The organism is Methylobacterium haplocladii (assembly GCF_007992175.1).
Taxonomy (GTDB): domain Bacteria; phylum Pseudomonadota; class Alphaproteobacteria; order Rhizobiales; family Beijerinckiaceae; genus Methylobacterium; species Methylobacterium haplocladii.
Map to the genome: position 1 here is coordinate 1 of NZ_BJZT01000002.1, position 17,238 is coordinate 17,238.

19 protein-coding genes are annotated in these 17,238 nt (G+C 66.6%); 9 read left to right on the forward strand and 10 right to left on the reverse strand.

Features of this window, described 5'->3' with window-relative positions:
* A partial coding sequence (locus MHA02_RS22415; protein ID WP_210245041.1) for a hypothetical protein occupies nt 1–526 on the forward strand: 526 nt, incomplete at its 5' end.
* Between the two features lie 96 nt (nt 527–622).
* Nucleotides 623–856, forward strand: a complete 234-nt coding sequence (locus MHA02_RS00495; protein ID WP_147076017.1) for a hypothetical protein — start codon at nt 623–625, stop codon at nt 854–856.
* Nucleotides 857–927: 71 nt separating this feature from the next.
* Here the strand turns inward: MHA02_RS00495 and MHA02_RS00500 are convergent, their stop codons facing one another.
* Complete coding sequence (locus tag MHA02_RS00500; protein WP_147076018.1) at nt 928–2,544, reverse strand: phosphoenolpyruvate carboxykinase; 1,617 nt, start codon at nt 2,542–2,544, stop codon at nt 928–930.
* 334 nt (nt 2,545–2,878) lie between these two features.
* Between MHA02_RS00500 and recR the strand changes: the two genes are divergently transcribed.
* The gene (gene recR, locus MHA02_RS00505) at nt 2,879–3,484 is read left to right on the forward strand and encodes a recombination mediator RecR (RefSeq protein WP_147076019.1); all 606 of its coding nucleotides are present in this window, start codon (nt 2,879–2,881) and stop codon (nt 3,482–3,484) included.
* Between the two features lie 42 nt (nt 3,485–3,526).
* Here recR and MHA02_RS00510 read toward each other — a convergent pair whose 3' ends face one another.
* A complete protein-coding gene (locus MHA02_RS00510; RefSeq protein WP_147076020.1) occupies nt 3,527–3,796 on the reverse strand; it encodes a hypothetical protein in 270 nt (89 codons plus the stop codon).
* A gap of 114 nt (nt 3,797–3,910) precedes the next feature.
* Nucleotides 3,911–4,993: an alpha/beta fold hydrolase gene (locus MHA02_RS00515; RefSeq protein ID WP_147076021.1), complete on the reverse strand. Its 1,083-nt coding sequence runs from the start codon at nt 4,991–4,993 to the stop codon at nt 3,911–3,913.
* 187 nt (nt 4,994–5,180) lie between these two features.
* Between MHA02_RS00515 and MHA02_RS00520 the strand changes: the two genes are divergently transcribed.
* From MHA02_RS00520 to truA, 4 genes are all read left to right on the forward strand, one after another.
* Complete coding sequence (locus MHA02_RS00520) at nt 5,181–5,495, forward strand: hypothetical protein (RefSeq protein WP_238180309.1); 315 nt, start codon at nt 5,181–5,183, stop codon at nt 5,493–5,495.
* A gap of 150 nt (nt 5,496–5,645) precedes the next feature.
* Nucleotides 5,646–6,161 carry a peptide deformylase gene (locus MHA02_RS00525; protein WP_147076022.1) on the forward strand — a complete coding sequence of 172 codons (516 nt, stop codon included), beginning with the start codon at nt 5,646–5,648 and terminating at the stop codon, nt 6,159–6,161.
* 17 nt (nt 6,162–6,178) lie between these two features.
* On the forward strand, nt 6,179–7,108 hold the full coding sequence (gene fmt / locus MHA02_RS00530) for a methionyl-tRNA formyltransferase (protein WP_147076023.1): 930 nt from the start codon (nt 6,179–6,181) through the stop codon (nt 7,106–7,108).
* Complete coding sequence (gene truA / locus MHA02_RS00535) at nt 7,108–7,875, forward strand: tRNA pseudouridine(38-40) synthase TruA (protein ID WP_147076024.1); 768 nt, start codon at nt 7,108–7,110, stop codon at nt 7,873–7,875. The genes fmt and truA overlap by 1 nt, the downstream gene beginning before the upstream one ends.
* On the opposite strand, the gene dapE is transcribed toward truA, so the two are convergent.
* Nucleotides 7,851–9,026: a succinyl-diaminopimelate desuccinylase gene (dapE, locus tag MHA02_RS00540; protein WP_147076025.1), complete on the reverse strand. Its 1,176-nt coding sequence runs from the start codon at nt 9,024–9,026 to the stop codon at nt 7,851–7,853. The genes truA and dapE overlap by 25 nt on opposite strands.
* Before the next feature lie 134 nt (nt 9,027–9,160).
* On the opposite strand from dapE, the gene MHA02_RS00545 reads away from it, so the two are divergent.
* Complete coding sequence (locus tag MHA02_RS00545; RefSeq protein ID WP_147076026.1) at nt 9,161–9,955, forward strand: HesA/MoeB/ThiF family protein; 795 nt, start codon at nt 9,161–9,163, stop codon at nt 9,953–9,955.
* Here MHA02_RS00545 and MHA02_RS00550 read toward each other — a convergent pair.
* The 6 genes from MHA02_RS00550 to rpmI form a co-directional block, all read right to left on the reverse strand.
* Entirely contained in the window at nt 9,918–10,793 is an 876-nt protein-coding gene (locus MHA02_RS00550; RefSeq protein ID WP_147076027.1) for a DUF1186 domain-containing protein, read from the reverse strand. The genes MHA02_RS00545 and MHA02_RS00550 overlap by 38 nt on opposite strands.
* Before the next feature lie 11 nt (nt 10,794–10,804).
* Nucleotides 10,805–13,225: a phenylalanine--tRNA ligase subunit beta gene (gene pheT, locus MHA02_RS00555; RefSeq protein ID WP_147076028.1), complete on the reverse strand. Its 2,421-nt coding sequence runs from the start codon at nt 13,223–13,225 to the stop codon at nt 10,805–10,807.
* On the reverse strand, nt 13,222–13,671 hold the full coding sequence (locus MHA02_RS00560) for a hypothetical protein (protein ID WP_147076029.1): 450 nt from the start codon (nt 13,669–13,671) through the stop codon (nt 13,222–13,224). Before MHA02_RS00560 ends, pheT begins: the two co-directional genes overlap by 4 nt.
* An 8-nt stretch (nt 13,672–13,679) precedes the next feature.
* Entirely contained in the window at nt 13,680–14,762 is a 1,083-nt protein-coding gene (pheS, locus tag MHA02_RS00565) for a phenylalanine--tRNA ligase subunit alpha (protein ID WP_147076030.1), read from the reverse strand.
* A 131-nt stretch (nt 14,763–14,893) separates the two neighbouring features.
* Nucleotides 14,894–15,271 carry a 50S ribosomal protein L20 gene (rplT, locus tag MHA02_RS00570; protein WP_147076031.1) on the reverse strand — a complete coding sequence of 126 codons (378 nt, stop codon included), beginning with the start codon at nt 15,269–15,271 and terminating at the stop codon, nt 14,894–14,896.
* Nucleotides 15,272–15,321: 50 nt separating this feature from the next.
* Nucleotides 15,322–15,525 (reverse strand): 50S ribosomal protein L35, encoded by a 204-nt coding sequence (rpmI, locus tag MHA02_RS00575; RefSeq protein WP_018044555.1) that lies wholly within the window; start codon nt 15,523–15,525, stop codon nt 15,322–15,324.
* 455 nt (nt 15,526–15,980) lie between these two features.
* Here rpmI and MHA02_RS00580 point away from each other — a divergent pair, with 455 nt between their 5' ends.
* Nucleotides 15,981–17,114, forward strand: coding sequence for a glycosyltransferase family 4 protein (locus tag MHA02_RS00580; RefSeq protein ID WP_147076140.1), 1,134 nt, complete (start codon nt 15,981–15,983; stop codon nt 17,112–17,114).
* Nucleotides 17,115–17,238 lie beyond the last annotated feature (124 nt).

A 17,238-nucleotide genomic window follows, 5' to 3' on the forward strand; every position in this document is an offset into this window, starting at 1 on the left:
GGCCCGCCGCGAGGGTCCTTGCGACCCTCGCGGCGTCGGCGCTCGCCGGAACGGGCCGAACCGAGGCCACCATGCCTCTTTTTCGCCGTATTTCGACCACCCGGCCGATCGGATGCGCACAATTGAGTGCCACGCCAACAACCAGAAGGAACCGACGCAGCCAGCCGGATTCTATCAAATGTTATGGGAGCTTGGCGGGGATGGTGACGCGAGGGTAACGGCAGATAAGCAGCCGTTGCAGATATCCCGCGCCAACAGGTGCGGCGTCCTGCCGCATGTAGCCGAAAAAATCCCATTTTCTGAGGGGCTTATCGACGGAGCTTGGAAGCCCTCGATCTCTCAGGTTCGCACATCGCGGCATACCGATGCTGCGCCGCAACGATCTCAAAAAGTTCAACGCTTTCGGGTGGATGCGGCGACTGATGCGGCGGTTGCGAAGGGTCTTCGAAAGATCAGATCGCTTGTTCCTGCCATAAGCGTGGCGCCGATCCGGGTTGATCCGCTCCCCGATGAATGGTCACGTTAATGGGCGATGCGTAACCAGCGCATCGTGATGAGGTTAAAGGCCGGATCTTCTCGCTGGAAGATCTTGCCTGTAGCCTGTCATTTCAGGAGAATATTTATGTCGCAGAACATCGAGACCATCCGCGAGCTCAACGCTTCGGAGCTGGATGCAGTCGGTGGCGGCCTCGGCGTCGGCGTCGGTGCTACCGTGGATCTCAGCCAGGAACTCGGCGCTGTATCCGGAACGATCGATCAGGTCGGCGGCCTCGTGAGCGGTCTGCTCGGCACCGTGCTGGGTGCGGTCGGCGGCGTTCTCGGCGGCGTGACCGGCTCGGTCGGCCTCGGCAAGTAAACCTCGCCACGATGCCGACGGCGGCAGCGGGGGTTCCCCTTCCTTCGCTGCCGCCGTTCGGCGCTTCGAGACTACGCCGCGATCGAAGCGACCGGCTCCGCCGCCCGCACGTCGGCGTCGACGTGATCCTCGAAGCGCTTGAAGTTCTCCCGGAACATCGCGACGAGCCGGGTCGCAGTCTCCGAGAAGGCCGCCTTGTTCTGCCAGGTCTTCACCGGAGACAGCACGTGCGGCTCGACGCCCGGCACGAAATCCGGCACCGCGAAGCCGAAATACGGATCCCGCCGGAAGACCGCCTTCGACAGCGAGCCGTCGAGCGCCGCAGCCTGCAGGCGCCGCGTCACGCGGATCGGCATCCGCCGGCCCGTGCCGACGCCGCCGCCGGTCCAGCCGGTATTCACCAGCCAGCAGTCGACGTGATGCTTGGCGATCAGCTCGCGCAGCAGGTTGCCGTAGACGCTCGGGTGGCGCGGCATGAACGGCGCGCCGAAGCAGGTCGAGAAGGTCGCCTCCGGTCCCGTCAGCCCGCGCTCGGTGCCCGCCACCTTCGCGGTGTAGCCGGAGAGGAAGTGATACATCGCCTCCGCGCCCGTCAGCTTGGCGATCGGCGGCATCACGCCGAAGGCGTCGCAGGTCAGCATCACGATGTTCTTCGGATGCGCGGCCCGGCCTGTGGCGCTGGCATTGGCGATGAAGTCGAGGGGATATGCGCAGCGGGTGTTCTCGGTACGCGAGGCGTCGTCGAAATCCGGCACGCGGGAAAGCGGATCGATCACGACGTTCTCCATCACCGTCCCGAAGCGCTCGGTGGTGGCCCAGATCTCGGGCTCGGCGTTGCGAGAGAGCCGGATGGTCTTGGCGTAGCAGCCGCCCTCGAAGTTGAAGATCCCGTTGTTCGACCAACCGTGCTCGTCGTCGCCGATGAGCTGTCGCGAGGAGTCGTTCGAGAGCGTGGTCTTGCCGGTGCCCGAGAGCCCGAAGAACAGAGCCGAGTCCCCAGCTTCATCCAGCGCGGCATTGGCCGAGCAGTGCATGGGCATCACGCCGGCATCGGGCAGCATGTAGTTCAGGAAGGTGAAGACGGACTTCTTCATCTCGCCGGCGTAGGCAGTGCCGCCGATCAGGACGAGCTTCTTTGAGAAATCGATGGCGATGACGGTCTTGGAGCGGCAGCCATGCCGGGCCGGATCGGCCTTGAAGCTCGGCAGGTCGATGATCGTCATCTCCGGCACGTACTCGGCGAGGGCTTCCCGCTCCGGCCGGATCAACAGGTTGCGGATGAACAGCGAGTGCCAAGCAAACTCGGTGAAGACCCGCGCCTTGATCCGGTGCGCCGGATCGGCCCCGCCGAACAGGTCCTGTGCGAACAGCTCACGGCCTTCGGCATGAGCCAGGAAGTCCTGGTACAGCGTCCCGAACTGGTCGGGCGTGATCGAGCCGTTGTTCTCCCACCAGACCTCGTTCTCGGTGGAGGCGTCGCGCACGACGTACTTGTCCTTGGGCGAACGGCCGGTATGACTGCCGGTCTGCGCCACGAGAGCGCCCCCGCGGGCGAGTTCGGCCTCGCCGCGCTTGAGGGATTCTTCGTAGAGGCGTGGTGCCTCAAGGTTCCAGTGGACCGCTTCGAGGTTGCGCAGGCCGATCGCTTCCGCGCCATGGCCCGCATTGAAATTGCCGATGTTGTTCAAGGTCGTCTCTCCTCGGGCCCCTGATCGCGGCCGCCTTCCGGCCTGGGTCTCGTCGCGTCCGGAGCGTCCGCGCGGTCGTTCAGGTCCGCCGCGCGCAGGTTCACCGCCCCGTGATCCTTCCGGCTTGGAAGCGAGATTGTTTGCCGTCAATAAAACTTTAGACCCATCGACAATTTTTTTGCACAGATCGGCGCGGCGTCGCGGCAGTGGCGCAGGCGTCTGTCCGGGCGCGGCGTACACCTATCTAAGAGCCGGCGGCTTTGCGCCCGTGCCGACCCGACGGTATGGCGCGGAGCCGCGCCATCGCATGTTCAGCCCCGAAGTCCCCTCTCCCATGCCCCAATCCGTCGCCGGCCCGGAGATCGAGCGCCTGATCCAGCTCCTCGCGCGGATGCCGGGCCTCGGCCCGCGCTCGGCTCGGCGCGCGGCTTTGCAGCTCATCAAGAAGCGCGACACCCTACTCGGGCCGCTGGCCGAGGCGATGCGGGTGGCCGCCGAGCGCATCGTCGTCTGCTCGTCCTGCGGCAACGTCGATACCAGCGAGCCCTGCACGATCTGCTGCGACGCGACCCGCGATCCCTCGACCCTCGTGCTGGTAGAGGACGTGTCGGACCTCTGGGCGCTGGAGCGTTCGGGCGCCGTCAGCGCCCGCTACCACGTGCTGGGCGGCGTGCTGTCGGCCCTCGACGGCGTGCGCCCTGAGCATCTGAACATCAACACGCTGGTGGAGCGTGCGAGCGACCCCGCGGTGAAGGAGATCATCCTCGCCCTCAACGCCACCGTCGACGGCCAGACCACCGCCCACTACGTCACCGACGCACTCCGCCCCTTCAACCTCACCATCACCCGCCTCGCCCATGGCGTCCCGGTCGGCGGCGAGCTGGACTATCTCGACGAAGGCACCCTCTCGGCGGCGATCCGGAGCCGGACGGCGTTTTAGGAGCGGATCGCAGAGTGCAATTGGTACGGCCGCGACGTCACCTCACACCTTCCGGCATCGCACCGGCCCATCCCCTGCGATCGAACGATAAACCAGATGCCCCCCGGAAGCCTCGCACGCGGCCCGGATCGTCGCCTCGGGGCGGTAGAATCCCCAGACCGCGATCATCGGCGCCACCATCGTGAACACGGTGGCCAGCATCAGGAAGCCTGCGACCCAGCCGTGATCGGGCGTGGCCTTCGGCGGATCCGGACGCCGTGCCGGCATCGGGCCGAGGAAGGCCAGGAGGGGGAACCACTGGAGAGTGCTCATCAGGCGCGCCCGCATGGTCGAAGGATGCGCACAGGCTGAGCTCGATCCGGCTTCGCGGCAACCCGTTTCAGGCAGGGCCGCCCGTGACGCATCAGCGCCCCGGCGCGGCGGACGTCAGGGGCGGCCTAGGACCGCGCCGACACGCGACGCAACACGCGGTGCCTTCTGGCTTCTGCCGCCCGGCGCCATAAGCCCGTCGATGGCGCGATCGATCGGGCCGAGCGCTGCATAGTGGATCATGTGGCCGAGCCCGGGCAGAATCTTCAGCGTGCTACCAGCGATTTCGCCGTGGAGCCGGCGCGACTGCTCGTCGATATCGACCACCGCATCGGCATCGCCCGTGAGGATCGCTACCGGCAGATCCAGCCGCGGATAGGTGTGCTGCAGGCCGCTCGCCGCCGTGTTCATGGTCGAGGCGTCTTCCGTCGAGGCTCGCATCTGCGTGGGACCCATGGCGATCTCCACCGGAAACTCGGCCTCGAAGCGCGGCGGCACCGCCTGCGGGCGAAACACCTGCCGGAAGGCCTGCGCGGCGACGAGGCGGCCCATGGCTGGGTTCATCATGGCGCGCGCGGCATCGCCGATACCCGGCATGGCCAGCGTCTTCGACATGGTCACGTCGGCGCGGCGGCTCGGGTAGTAGTAGCCGGAGAGCAGGACGAGCCCGCGCAGCTCGCGCAAGCCGCCGGCAGCGAGCGCCAGCGCCACCAGCGTCCCCCAGGAATGCCCGACGACGAGAGGCCGCTCGACCTTCAACGCCGCCAGCACGCGATGCATCAGTTGGGCCTGCTCGACAGCCGTCCAGACCCGCGCGCGGGGGCGCGCCGTATGGCCGAAGCCGGGCCTGTCGATGGCGATGACCCGGTACCGGGTCGCAAGTCGCTCGATCAGGCCGCAGATGACGAAATCCTCGGCCATGGTGCCGTTGCCGTGCAGAAGCACCACCGGCCGTCCCCTGCCCCGGACGATGCAATGCACGCGCAGCTGGTCGATCTCGACGAAGCGGCCCGGCGCTTTGCGGGATGCCTCCGTCTTCCGAGCACGGACGGCCGAGCCGGTCTTGGGCGCGCCGACCTTGGGCTTCGTCCTCACGGCCGTCCGGGGCGGCTTGGCCGTCGCCGTCAGGAGTTTCGTGAGCTGCGCAGCGCCCCGACGGACGGCCCGCTTGGCGCTGCGGCGAGTACCGAATGGGAACACGGATGGGCCTAGGGCTGCAGTTGCGGATCGCCGATGCGGGCCGTGGATGCGAGTATCAGCATCGTGCGTGCCGGTTTCATGGCGAGCGTGTGCGGCAGTGTGGCGTGGGAGCCCGCACCCCGACGATCGTCGAGCAAGGGAGACCACCACATTCTTCCGTTGTGCGTCATCGCACCCCGATCCGGCGATGGCCGGCGAACTCACTGGCAGCGGTCGCTCCCCGCAGGCCGCGTTCGCTGAAAAGGATCATGTCATGACCGTTCGTTTCGCCTCCATCGCCGCTGCTCTCGTCCTCGGCCTGGGTGTACCGGCCTCCTCGGCCATCGCGCGAAGCTACACCGCTCCGGCTGGCATCGAATGGACGGATCGGGCGGCCGATGCCGCCTCCACGCGCGCGGCCTCGCGCAGCCACGTCGATGACTCCGCCAAGATGGGCAATGCCGAACAGAACGCGCGGTCGGTGCCGAGTTACGGCGCGACCTCGGGCGGCCCGGCCTACTGAACGCACCGCATCCGTCGCGGCGGTGGATCGGGCTCGTTCCGGTCGCCGCCGCGAGGCTTCGTTCGGGATTTGACCGTCCGCAGGCCGCCCCCTATGCGAAAGGCTTGTCCGGCGCGCCCTCGGGGCGCTGCAATCGAGCCCGCCCTGCCCATGACGATCCGACCCCTGGTGATCCTGCCCGATCCCATTCTGCGCCAGACTTCCGAGCCCGTCGCGGCGATTACGCCCGAGATCGAGACGCTGGCGAAGGACATGCTCGAGACGATGTACGACGCTCCCGGCGTCGGCCTCGCCGCGATCCAGATCGGGGTGGCGAAGCGCGTGGTGACGATCGACACCAACAAGGAAGAAGAGGCGCGCGACCCGACGGTCTTCATCAATCCCGAGATCGTCTGGTCCTCGGACGAGATGCGGATCTACGACGAGGGCTGCCTCTCGATTCCCGAATACTATGGCGAGGTCGAGAGGCCGGACCGGGTGCGCGTGCGCTACATGGACCTGAAGGGCGAGACGGTGGAGAAAGAGGCCGACGGCCTGCTCGCCACCTGCCTGCAGCACGAGATCGATCACCTCAACGGCGTGCTGTTCATCGACCACCTGTCGAAGCTCAAGCGCGACCGGGTCATCAAGAAGTTCGCCAAGGCCGCCAAGCGCGACGCGGCCTGAAGCTAGGTTTTTCCACGATGCGCGTTGTTTTCATGGGCACGCCGGACTTTTCCGTGCCCACCCTCGCGCGGATCGTCGCCGACGGGCACCAGGTCGTCGCCGTGTACACCCGGGCACCCGCCAGGGCCGGCCGCGGCATGGGCGTCAAACTCTCCCCGGTGCACACGCTGGCGAACGCCCTGGGGCTCGAGGTGCTCAGCCCTGCCAGCCTGAAAACCGACGCGGCGACGGAGGTGTTTTCCGGGCATGCGGCGGACGTCGCCGTCGTGGTCGCATACGGCCTGCTGCTCCCTCAGAGTGTTCTCGACGCACCGCGTCACGGCTGCCTCAACCTGCACGGATCGCTCCTGCCGCGCTGGCGCGGCGCCGCGCCGATCCAGCGCGCCATCATGGCGGGTGATGCCGAGAGTGGTGTCGGCATCATGCGGATGGAGAAGGGCTTGGACACCGGACCGGTCGCGCTCGAAGAGCGCGTCCCGATCACCGAGGGCATGACCGCCGGCGCGCTCCACGACACGCTGATGCCGCTCGGCGCCGACTTGATGAGCCGGGCGCTTGCGGCCCTGGCCGAGGGCAACCTCGCCTTCACGCCTCAGACGGACGATGGAATCATCTACGCGCACAAGATCACGAACGAGGAAGGCCACATCGACTGGCACCGACCGGCCGCCGAAATCGCCCGCCACATCAACGGCCTGTCGCCGTTCCCGGGTGCCTACTTCGAAGCCGATCTCGGCAAGGGGCCGGAGCGGGTCAAGGTGCTGCGCGCAGAGCGGGCGGAAGGATCCGGCGTGCCCGGCACCTTGCTCGATGCAGCCTGCACGGTCGCCTGCGGCGAGGGCGCGGTGCGGCTTCTCGAACTGCGACGGGCCGGCAAGGGCGGGGTCGCGACGGGCGGGGACTTCCTGCGGGGGGCGCGGCTCGGCTCAGGGGCGCACCTCGCCTGATGCCTCGCTACAAGCTCGTCATCGAGTATGATGGCGCCCCGTTTTACGGCTGGCAACGGCAGGCCGAAGGCTTGACCGTCCAGGGCGTCATCGAGACGGCAATCCGGAAATTCACGGGCGAAACCGCCCGTCTCACGTGCGCCGGCCGTACCGATGCCGGCGTCCACGCCACACATCAGGTCGCCCACCTCGACCTTGCCCGAGACTGGCGCACGGACACGGTGCGCGACGCCACCAACGCGCATCTTCGCCCGCATCCGGTCTCGATCGTCAGCGCCGAGCTCGTCGGCGACAGCTTCGATGCGCGGCGCACCGCGATCCGCCGGCACTATCGCTACCGCATTCTCAACCGGCGGAGCCCGCCGGGAATCACCCGGGCCCATGTCTGGCACGTGCCTTGGAAGCTCGACCCGGATCTGATGCAGGCGGCGGCGCTCAGGCTTCTCGGCCGGCATGACTTTTCGGCCTTTCGCGCGGCCGAGTGCCAAGCGGCGAGCCCCGTGCGGACGCTCGAACGGCTCGACGTCGCGCAGCGCACAATGGGGTTTCACGACGAGATCGTGGTCGAGACATCGGCGCGGTCGTTCCTGCATCATCAGGTGCGTTTCATCGTCGGCACCCTCATGATGGCCGGCTGTCGGCGCTTCAGCGCGGACGACGTCGCCGACATCCTCGCCTCGCGCGACCGCAGCCGCTGCGGGCCGATGGCGCCGGCGCATGGGTTGACGTTCGTGGGCGTCGATTACGCGGACGAAGACGGAAAATAGGCATCGAGCACGCGCCGGTAGATCGCCGTCAGCTGCTCCAGATCGGCGACCGCCACGCATTCGTCGATCTGATGCATCGTCTCCCCGACGAGCCCGAACTCGATCACCGGGCAGCAGTCCTTGATGAAGCGGGCATCCGAGGTGCCCCCGGTCGTCGAGAGCGTCGGCTTCAATCCGGTCTCGGCCTCGATCGCGCCTGCCACCACATCGACGAAGGCATCGGGCTGTGTGAGGAAGGCCGGCGCGTTCGAGGGCTGAAGGTCCAGGCTGAAGCGGACGATGTTGCCAGCTGAGGCGTCGAGCCGGCGCCGGATCTCGGCGCCGAGACTCTCGGCGCTCCAGCCCTCGTTGAAGCGGATGTTGAACACCGCCTTGGCGCTCGCCGGGATCACGTTGGTGGCCGGATTGCCGACGTCGATCGTCGTGAATTCGAGGTTCGAGGCATCGAAATGGGCGGTGCCGTCGTCGAGCGGGTCGACGATCAAGCCGGAGCACAGACGCAGCAGGCCTGGGATCGGGTTCTCGGCCCGGTGCGGATAGGCGACGTGGCCCTGGCGGCCATGCACCGTGATGGTTCCCGTGAGCGATCCGCGGCGGCCGATCTTGATCATCTCGCCGAGGCGGCTCGGGTTTGTCGGCTCGCCGAGCAGGCAATGGTCGAAGCGCTCGCCCCTGTCGCGTGCCCAGGCAAGCAGCTTCACCGTGCCATTGATGGCCGGCCCCTCTTCGTCGCCGGTGATCAGGAAGGCGATCGAGCCGCCGAAATCGGGCCGCTCGCGCAGAAACGCCAACGTGGCCGCGAGCTTGCAGGCGATGCTGCCCTTCATGTCGACTGCACCCCGGCCGTAAAGCCGTCCGTCCGCGATCTCGCCCGAGAACGGGTCGTGGGTCCAGGCGGAGGTCTCGCCGGTGGGCACCACGTCGGTGTGTCCGGCGAAGAGAAGGCAGGGGCTGCCGGTGCCGATGCGGGCGTAGAGGTTTTCGATGTCCGGCATTCCGGGCTCGGAAAACACCGGACGCTCGACGGAGAAGCCGGCCTGACCGAGCACGTTTTCGAGCAGCGCGAGCGCCCCGCCCTCCTCCGGCGTTACGGAGGGACAACGGATCAGCGACTGCGCCAGTGCGATCGGCGATGGAGTGTCGTGCGTCATTCCGCTTGGCTTGCCATGGCGCCTGTCGGCCGTCGATCCTCTGCGGCCGACCCGAGCGATCGCGATCGAAGAATTCACCGCGACGCTCTGTCGACGAACTTTCGCGCGGCGGCCCGGCCGCCTATCTCACGGGCATGGCTCTCACCTCCGACGAAGTCGAACGCTATGCGCGCCATCTCGTCCTGCGCGAGATCGGTGGCCCGGGACAGAACCGGCTCAAGGCGGCGCGGGTGCTCGTGGTCGGCGCCGGCGGGCTTGGGGCACCCCTGATTCAGTATGTCGCTGCGGCCGGGGTCGGCACCATCGGCATCGCCGACGACGACGTGGTGTCGCTCTCGAATCTACAGCGGCAGGTGATCCACGAGACGCCGGATATCGGCCGGCCGAAGGTGGAGAGCGCGGCCGAGGCCGTGGCTCGTCTGAACCCGCATGTTCGGATTGAGACCCATGCGGTCCGGCTTGATGCCGAGAGCGCCGCCGCGCTGGCCGCCGAGTACGACGTCGTCGCGGATGGCTCCGACAACTTCGCGACGCGCTACGCCGTCTCCGATGCCTGCTTTCACGTCCGGCGCCCGCTTGTCACGGCCGCCCTCGGGCAGTTCGACGGCTCCCTCACGACGCTTCGACCGCACGAGACCGGCGCCGACGGACTGCCGAACCCGACCTATCGCTGCCTGTTTCCAGACCCGCCGCCGCCCGGCGCCGTGCCGACCTGTGCGGAGGCCGGGGTGCTCGGCGCACTCGCAGGCGTCATGGGCTCGCTGATGGCGCTGGAGGTGATCCGCGCCATCGTGCCCTTCGGCGAGTCTCTGGTCGGGCGCCTGCTGATGGTCGACGCGCGTTCGATGCGCTTCGAGACGCTCGGCTACGCCTGGGATCCTGCCAATCCGCTCAGTGGAGACCGGGCAGGAGCGGCGGCGGCTCCTTGAGCGCCAGTCCATCGAGGCAGCATTTCTTGTACTTCTTGCCGCTTCCGCAGGGACACGGATCGTTACGGCCGACATCCTTGAAGGGGTTCTTGATCGGCTGACCGGCGCTCTCTGCCGTCCAGGCCAGGGCAGCGACCGGATCGTCGAGGTAGCCGAAGGCTTCACCGGCGAAGGCTTCGTAGTCCGGCGGCTGCTTCGTCACCTGCCGAATTGCCTTCCGGAACCAAGCCAAGTCGCTGAATTCGTCGGTAATCCGGCCGTCCTTGCGGGCGGCCTCGACGCGGGGGACCAGCTCGGTCAGCCCGAGATAGGCGATCGTCTGTTCCCAGCCGACCCAACCCGGGCTCTCCTCGACCGCGACCTGCGCGTCGTCGAAGCGCTCCAGCAAAGCACGCGTCGCATCGCGGTCGAGGCGACCCGCGCGGGTCAGGAAGCCGATCGCGTCGAAGGCGGCATTGCGTGCGAAGTCGTCGATGGTGCTGTCGAGGATGAAGCGGTGTAGCGCCGCGACGTCACCATCGAAGGCGCTCGCGAGCGCGAGCGGGATCGTCTCCGAGATGGCGTCGCCGAGGAAGCCTTCGAGGACTTCGTCGTCCTGCCGCAGCAGACGCAGGAGCGGGGCGAACACACGGGTGTCGCGGGCGGCCGCGAGGGCGTGAACGCCCCAGAACAGGAGGTTCGCCTCCTCGTCGCTCGGGGCGTCCGGGTCCTCGGCCGCGAGGTCGAGCACGTGCAGCACCGCATCGGCCACCGCGTCCGGCGTTTCGACCGCGCGCCGAAGGGCATCCTTCGGAAGGTGCTTCGCTTCCGAGAGAAGCGTGACGAGGTCTTCGTCCATGGTCCTCTCCTTCATGCGCGCAGGCTCGCGCCGGTCTTCTTTGCGACCTCGGCGACGATCTTACCGCTCACGGCTTCGATCTCGGCATCGGTCAGCGTGCGCTCGACCGGCTGGAGCCTGACGGCGACGGCGATCGACTTCGAGCCTTCCGGGATGCCGACGCCTTCGTAGACGTCGAACACCTCGACGCCGGTGATGAGCTTGCGCTCGGCACCCTGGGCCGCGCGGATCACGTCGCCCGCCGCCACGTCGCGGCCGACGACGAAGGCGAAGTCGCGCGAGACCGGCTGCAGGCCGGAGAGGGCAAGCGCCGGCTTCACCTTGGTCGGCTTGTATTTCGGCAGCGGCAGCGCATCGAGGGTGATTTCGAAGGCGACGAGGGTGCCCTTGAGATCGAGCGCCTTCATCGCCGCCGGGTGAATCTCGCCGAACCAGCCGATCGGGTTCTTGGGGCCGAACTGCAGCGTGCCGGAGCGGCCGGGATGCAGCCAGGCCGGACCGCCGGCCACGATCTGCAGGCCGCCGGTCTGGATGCCGAGCGCCGTCAGCAGCGCGAGCGCGTCGGCCTTCGCCTCTAAGGCGTCGACGACGGCCGCCGTCCCGCTCCAATGACGGCCATCGCCCTCGTGGCGGGCGCTGCCACGGCGGACGGCGGCGGCGCGGATGCTCTGACCCTCCGGCTGGTCGGTCTCGAAACACTGGCCGACTTCGAACAGCGCGACGTCGCCGTATCCGCGGTCGGCATTGGTTTGGGCGGCGCGCAGCAGCCCAGGCACGAGGCTCGGGCGCATGTCGGAGAGATCGGCGGCGATCGGGTTGGCCAGCGCGAGATTTGCGCCGCCGCCGCCGAACAGGCAGGCGTCCTCGTGGCGGACGAAGGACCACGTCACGGCTTCCAACAGTCCGCGACTCGCTAGTGCGCGCTTCGCGCTACGGGTGCGCCGCTGCAGGACGGTGAGCTTCGGACCCACCGCATTCACGTCGGCGCGCAGCAGGGGCTTCGGCTCGATGCGGTCGAGCCCGGCGATGCGGATGACTTCCTCGACGAGATCGGCCTTACCCTCGACGTCCTGTCGCCAGGAGGGCGTGAGCACCTTCACCCGGTCGCCTGTGCCGGCGACGTGGAAGCCGAGCGTTTCCAGCGTCACCTTCATCTCGGCCCGAGACAGTTCGATGCCGGCGAGGCGCCGCACCTCCGTCCAGGGGAAGTCGATGACGCGGTCGGTGTCGGGGATCTCGCCGGCGATCGTCGCCTGGGTCGGCGTGCCGCCGCAGGTGTCCACCACCAGCTTCGTCGCCAGATCGAGCCCCGGCAGCACGAAGGCCGGATCGACGCCGCGCTCGAAACGGTAGCGCGCATCGGTGATCACCCCGAGGCGGCGGCCGGTGCGGGCGATGTTCTTCGGATCCCAGAGTGCCGACTCGATCAGCACGTCGGTCGTCGTCGCGTCGCAGCCCGAGGCCTCTCCGCCGATGATGCCGCCGATGGACTCGACCCCGTTGTCGTCGGCGATCACGACGGTGTCGCCGTCGAGCCGGTAGATCCGGCCGTCGAGCGCCTTGAGCTCCTCGCCCTCGCCCGCGCGGCGGACGGTCAGGCCGCCAGCGACCTTCTTGACGTCGAAGACGTGCAGCGGCCGGCCGCGGTCGAAGGTCATGTAGTTGGTGATGTCGACGAGGGCGTTGATCGGGCGCAGGCCGATGGCGCGCAGGCGCGCTTGCATCCAGTCCGGGGACGGGCCGTTGGTGACGCCACGCACGAGGCGGAGCGCGAAGACCGGGCAGAGGGCCGGATCGTCGCCGAGTTCGATCGCCACTGGCACCGTGCAGGAGCCCTCCCCACGCAAGGCCGGGAAGGCGTCGCGCTTGAGGGTGCCGATGCCGGTCGCCGCGAGATCGCGGGCGATGCCGTGGATCGAAGCGCAGTCCGCGCGGTTCGGCGTCAGGTTGATCTCGATGACCGGATCGTCGAGCCCGGCATAGAGCGGATACGGCTGGCCGACCGGCGCGTCGGCCGGCAGGTCGAGAATGCCGTCGTGGTCGTCGCCGAGGCCCAGCTCCGCGCCGGAGCAGAGCATGCCGCGGCTCTCGACGCCGCGGATCGTACCCACCGACAGGGTGATGTTCTTGCCCGGCACGTAGGTGCCGGCCGGCGCAAAGACCGACTTCATGCCTGCCCGCGCGTTCGGCGCGCCACAGACGACCTGGATCGGTGCCCCGTCACCCGCATCCACCATGCAGACGCGCAGGCGGTCGGCGTTGGGGTGCGGCTCGGCGCTGATGACGTTCGCGACGACGTACGGCTTCAGCGCCGCGGCCTTGTCCTCGATCGCCTCGACCTCGAGCCCGATGCGGGTGAGCGTATCGGCGATGGTTTCGAGGGACGCCTCGGTGTCGAGGTGGTCCTTGAGCCAGGAGAGGGTGAATTTCATGATGCGCTCACGGGACGGCTTTTCGAATTGCCTATCAACTTAATTCTCAGCCAATTGATAGGCCCATCAATTTGTTCGAGACCTAGTTGACTTCTGATCTCATTTCTTAACTCAACCATTATAGGCGTTGTGTCAGCAAAATTCGCGCTGGCCATCTCGTTCACAAAAATGTTGGTTTTCTCAATCTGCTTTAGGCTGCCAAAAATCTGCAGCATCGATATGCCATTTTCTAAATTGCTCTTTTTGTCACAAATATCTAACTCATCACGGCTGCCAATTTCAAGATCTTTCCAGATCTCAAGTAGATTTTTCAAAAGTATTTCTCTTCTTTTCTGGGATCGATCTCGTTCAGATGTAAAGCGATGAGCTAGTAGAACGCCAAAAATGGCTCCTACTAATCCGAGGACCGCGCTGATTATAGGAACAATGTAATGCGCTTGGAGCATAGGCACTATCAGGCTGTCAGCCCCCCGACTAAACTCGGCACATCCAGCGGCCGGAAGCCGTAATGCTCCAGCCACCGCACGTCGGCCTCGAAGAACGGGCGAAGATCCGGCATGCCGTATTTCAGCATGGCGAGGCGGTCGATGCCCATGCCGAAGGCGAAGCCCTGGAACTGGTCGGGGTCGAGGCCGCAGTTCTTCAGGACGTTCGGGTGGACCATGCCGCAGCCGAGCACCTCCAGCCAGTCGGTGCCCTCGCCGAAGCGGATCTCGCCGCCTTTTCGCGAGCACTGGATGTCGACCTCGGCGGAGGGCTCGGTGAAGGGGAAGAACGAGGGCCGGAAGCGCATGCCGACGCTCTCGACCTCGAAGAAGGCGCGGGCAAAGGTCTCCAGCACCCATTTCAGATTGGCGATATTGGCCTGACGATCGATCACCAAGCCCTCGACCTGATGGAACATCGGGGTGTGCGTCTGATCGGAATCGTGCCGGTAGGTGCGGCCGGGGATGATCACGCGGATCGGCGGCTCGACCGCGCGCATCGTCCGGATCTGGACCGGCGAGGTGTGGGTGCGCAGCACCTTGCGCCGGCCGAGATGGTCGGGCGCGAGGAAGAACGTGTCGTGCATCTCCCGCGCGGGGTGGCCCTCGGGGAAGTTCAGCGCGGTGAAGTTCAACTCGTCCGTCTCGACGTCCGGGCCTTCGGCGACGGAGAAACCCATATCGGCGAAGATCGCCGTGATCTCGTCGATGACCTGACTGATCGGATGGATGCGGCCGCGCGCTTCCGGCGCCTCGCGCAGGGGCAGGGTCACGTCGATCCGCTCGGAGGCGAGCCGGGCGTCGAGGGCGGCGGCCTGCAGGGCCTCGCGACGGCTGCCCAGGGTGGCGGCGACGCGGTCGCGCAGGCCGTTGATGAGGGGGCCGCGCTCCTTGCGCTCCTCCGGCGTCATGGCGCCGAGCGTCTTCAGGAGTTCGGAGACCGCGCCCTTCTTGCCGAGCGCCGAGACACGGACGGTCTCGAGCGCGGCCTCGTCGGAGGCTTGGCCGATCTGCTCCAGCAGGCTGCGTTCGAGGGTGTCGAGATCGGTCATCGCTGGTCCCGGGAGCGGCGCTGAACGCGCGCTGCTTTCGCGCTTCGCGCGACATCGCGCAAGCACGGCGAAAAAAGAAGGCGCGGCGCCCTGAGCGCCGCGCCTTGTCCGCTCGAAAGCTCGACTTGGACTCAGGCCGCCTTGGCAGTCTCGGCCGGGAGAGCGGCCTTGGCCTTCTCGACGATGGCGGCGAAGCTCGCCGGCTCGTGAATGGCGAGCTCGGACAGGGCCTTGCGGTCGACCTGGATGCCGGACTTGGCGAGCGCGTTGATGAAGCGCGAATAGGTCAGGCCATGCTCGCGGACGGCGGCGTTGAGACGCTGAATCCAGAGGGCGCGGAACGTGCGCTTCTTGTTCTTACGATCGCGGTAGGCATACTGCATGCCCTTCTCGACCGCCTGCTTGGCGATCCGGATCGTATTCTTGCGCCGGCCGTAATAGCCTTTGGCGGCCTTGAGGACTTTCTTGTGCTTTGCGTGACTGGTCACGCCGCGTTTGACGCGGGCCATGGGAGATCTCCTGGATTACGAAATGAGCAAAATCGGCTTGTGAGGAAGACTTACCGGCTGTTGGGCAGGAAGTACTTCTTCACGTTGGCGGCGTCGCCCTCGAACAGGGTCGTGGTGCCGCGCAGGTTGCGGATCTGCTTCGTGGTCCGCTTGATCATCCCGTGGCGCTTGCCGGCCTGGGCGTACATCACCTTGCCGGTGCCGGTGATCTTGAAGCGCTTTTTGGCGCCCGATTTGGTCTTCAGCTTGGGCATTTCGCTCTCCTGGCGCAAAACCCCTCCGGCCGGTGGACCGGGGATGTCAGCGCGAATGATGCTTGTTGAAAGCAACGGAAACCGCCACGGCAGCCCTATCGGCCGGGCGGTTCGACGCGGGCGGCTTATGGCAGAAAGCTTGCCCGCTATCAACGTGTCCGGAAGACCGGCTGGCGACGGCCCGGTCTTCACCGCCCAACTGCGCCGGACGCGTCGACGAGAACGGCCATGATCGCAGTCAGTCGCATCTTGGCCGGGCTCTTGCAGGGCGGCGATCCGACGGAACGCCCCGACCTGTGTCTAGCGGGCATAGCGGGGGCGCCGGCAAATCGCGGTGGCGCGTCGAGGCAAGCGGAACCATAAACCTTGGCCGTCGGTTTCGTTCATGTGGCGCTCAGGCCGACTCAGTAAAAACTCTCTGCAACAAAGCATCCTCGGTCATAGGAGACGTGTTCGTGCGCATTGCCATGGTTGCCCCGCTTGCAGAGGCGGTCCCCCCCAAGTTCTACGGCGGTACCGAGCGCGTCGTTTCGTGGATCACTGAAGAGTTGGTTCGTCAGGGCCACGACGTGACTCTATTCGCAAGTGGCGATTCCGAGACGTCGGCGAAGCTGGCAGCCTGTCATCCCGAAGGTCTTCGCCTTCTCGGCTATCGCGACCACACGGCGGGTCACCTTGCCATGCTGCACCATGTGCACCGCCGGGCGCACGAGTTCGACATCATCCATTTCCACATCGATTTGCTGCAGTATCCGATGTTCGAGGATCTTTATCACAAGACCCTCACGACCATGCATGGTCGCCTGGACGTTCCGGACTTCATGCCGGTCTACAAGACCTTTACCGGCATGCCGCTCGTGTCGATTTCCGACAACCAGCGCGAGCCGATGCCGGAGGATTCCAACTGGCTGGCCACGATCCATCATGGCCTGCCGAAGGAGAACTGCCCGTACTACCCCGAGTCGAAGGGCGGCTACCTCGCCTTCCTCGGCCGCATCTCGCCCGAGAAGCGTCCCGACCGCGCCATCGAGATGGCCAAGCGCTCCGGCCTCCCGCTGAAGATCGCCGCCAAGGTCGACAAGGCCGACCAGGATTATTGGGACGACGTCATCGAGCCGATGATCCACCATCCGCTGATCGAGTACATCGGCGAGATCAATGAGGAACAGAAGAAGGACTTCCTCGGCAACGCTCTCGCCCTCGCCTTCCCGATCGATTGGCCAGAACCCTTCGGCCTGGTGATGATCGAGGCGATGTCGGCCGGTACACCCGTGATCGCGTTCCGCAACGGCTCGGTTCCCGAGGTGATCAAGGACGGCGTCGGCGGCTTCGTGGTCGATACGATGGACGAGGCGGTCGAGGCCTGCATCAAGGCGAAAAGTCTTTCGCGGGCCGGCGTGCGCCAGCACTTCGAGAGCCAGTTCACCGCCGAGGTCATGGTGAACAAGTACGTCGCCGCCTACGAAGAGCTTCTTGCCAGCCGCGGCAACGTGATCGATCTACCGACGGCCGGCAGCTTCAGCCCGCAATACGGCGAAGTGAACGGATCGCCCCGTCCTTCGATCAACGTCGCGGCCCTGCCGGCCTGACGCAAGCGATCGGCGCCGCCCCCCTCGTCGGCGCTGCCTTCGCCCCTAACTGAAGCTCCAACATTGGCCGCCGGTTCGCTCACCGCGCATCGGCGGCCTTTATGATTCGCGCTTCAGCGCGGAC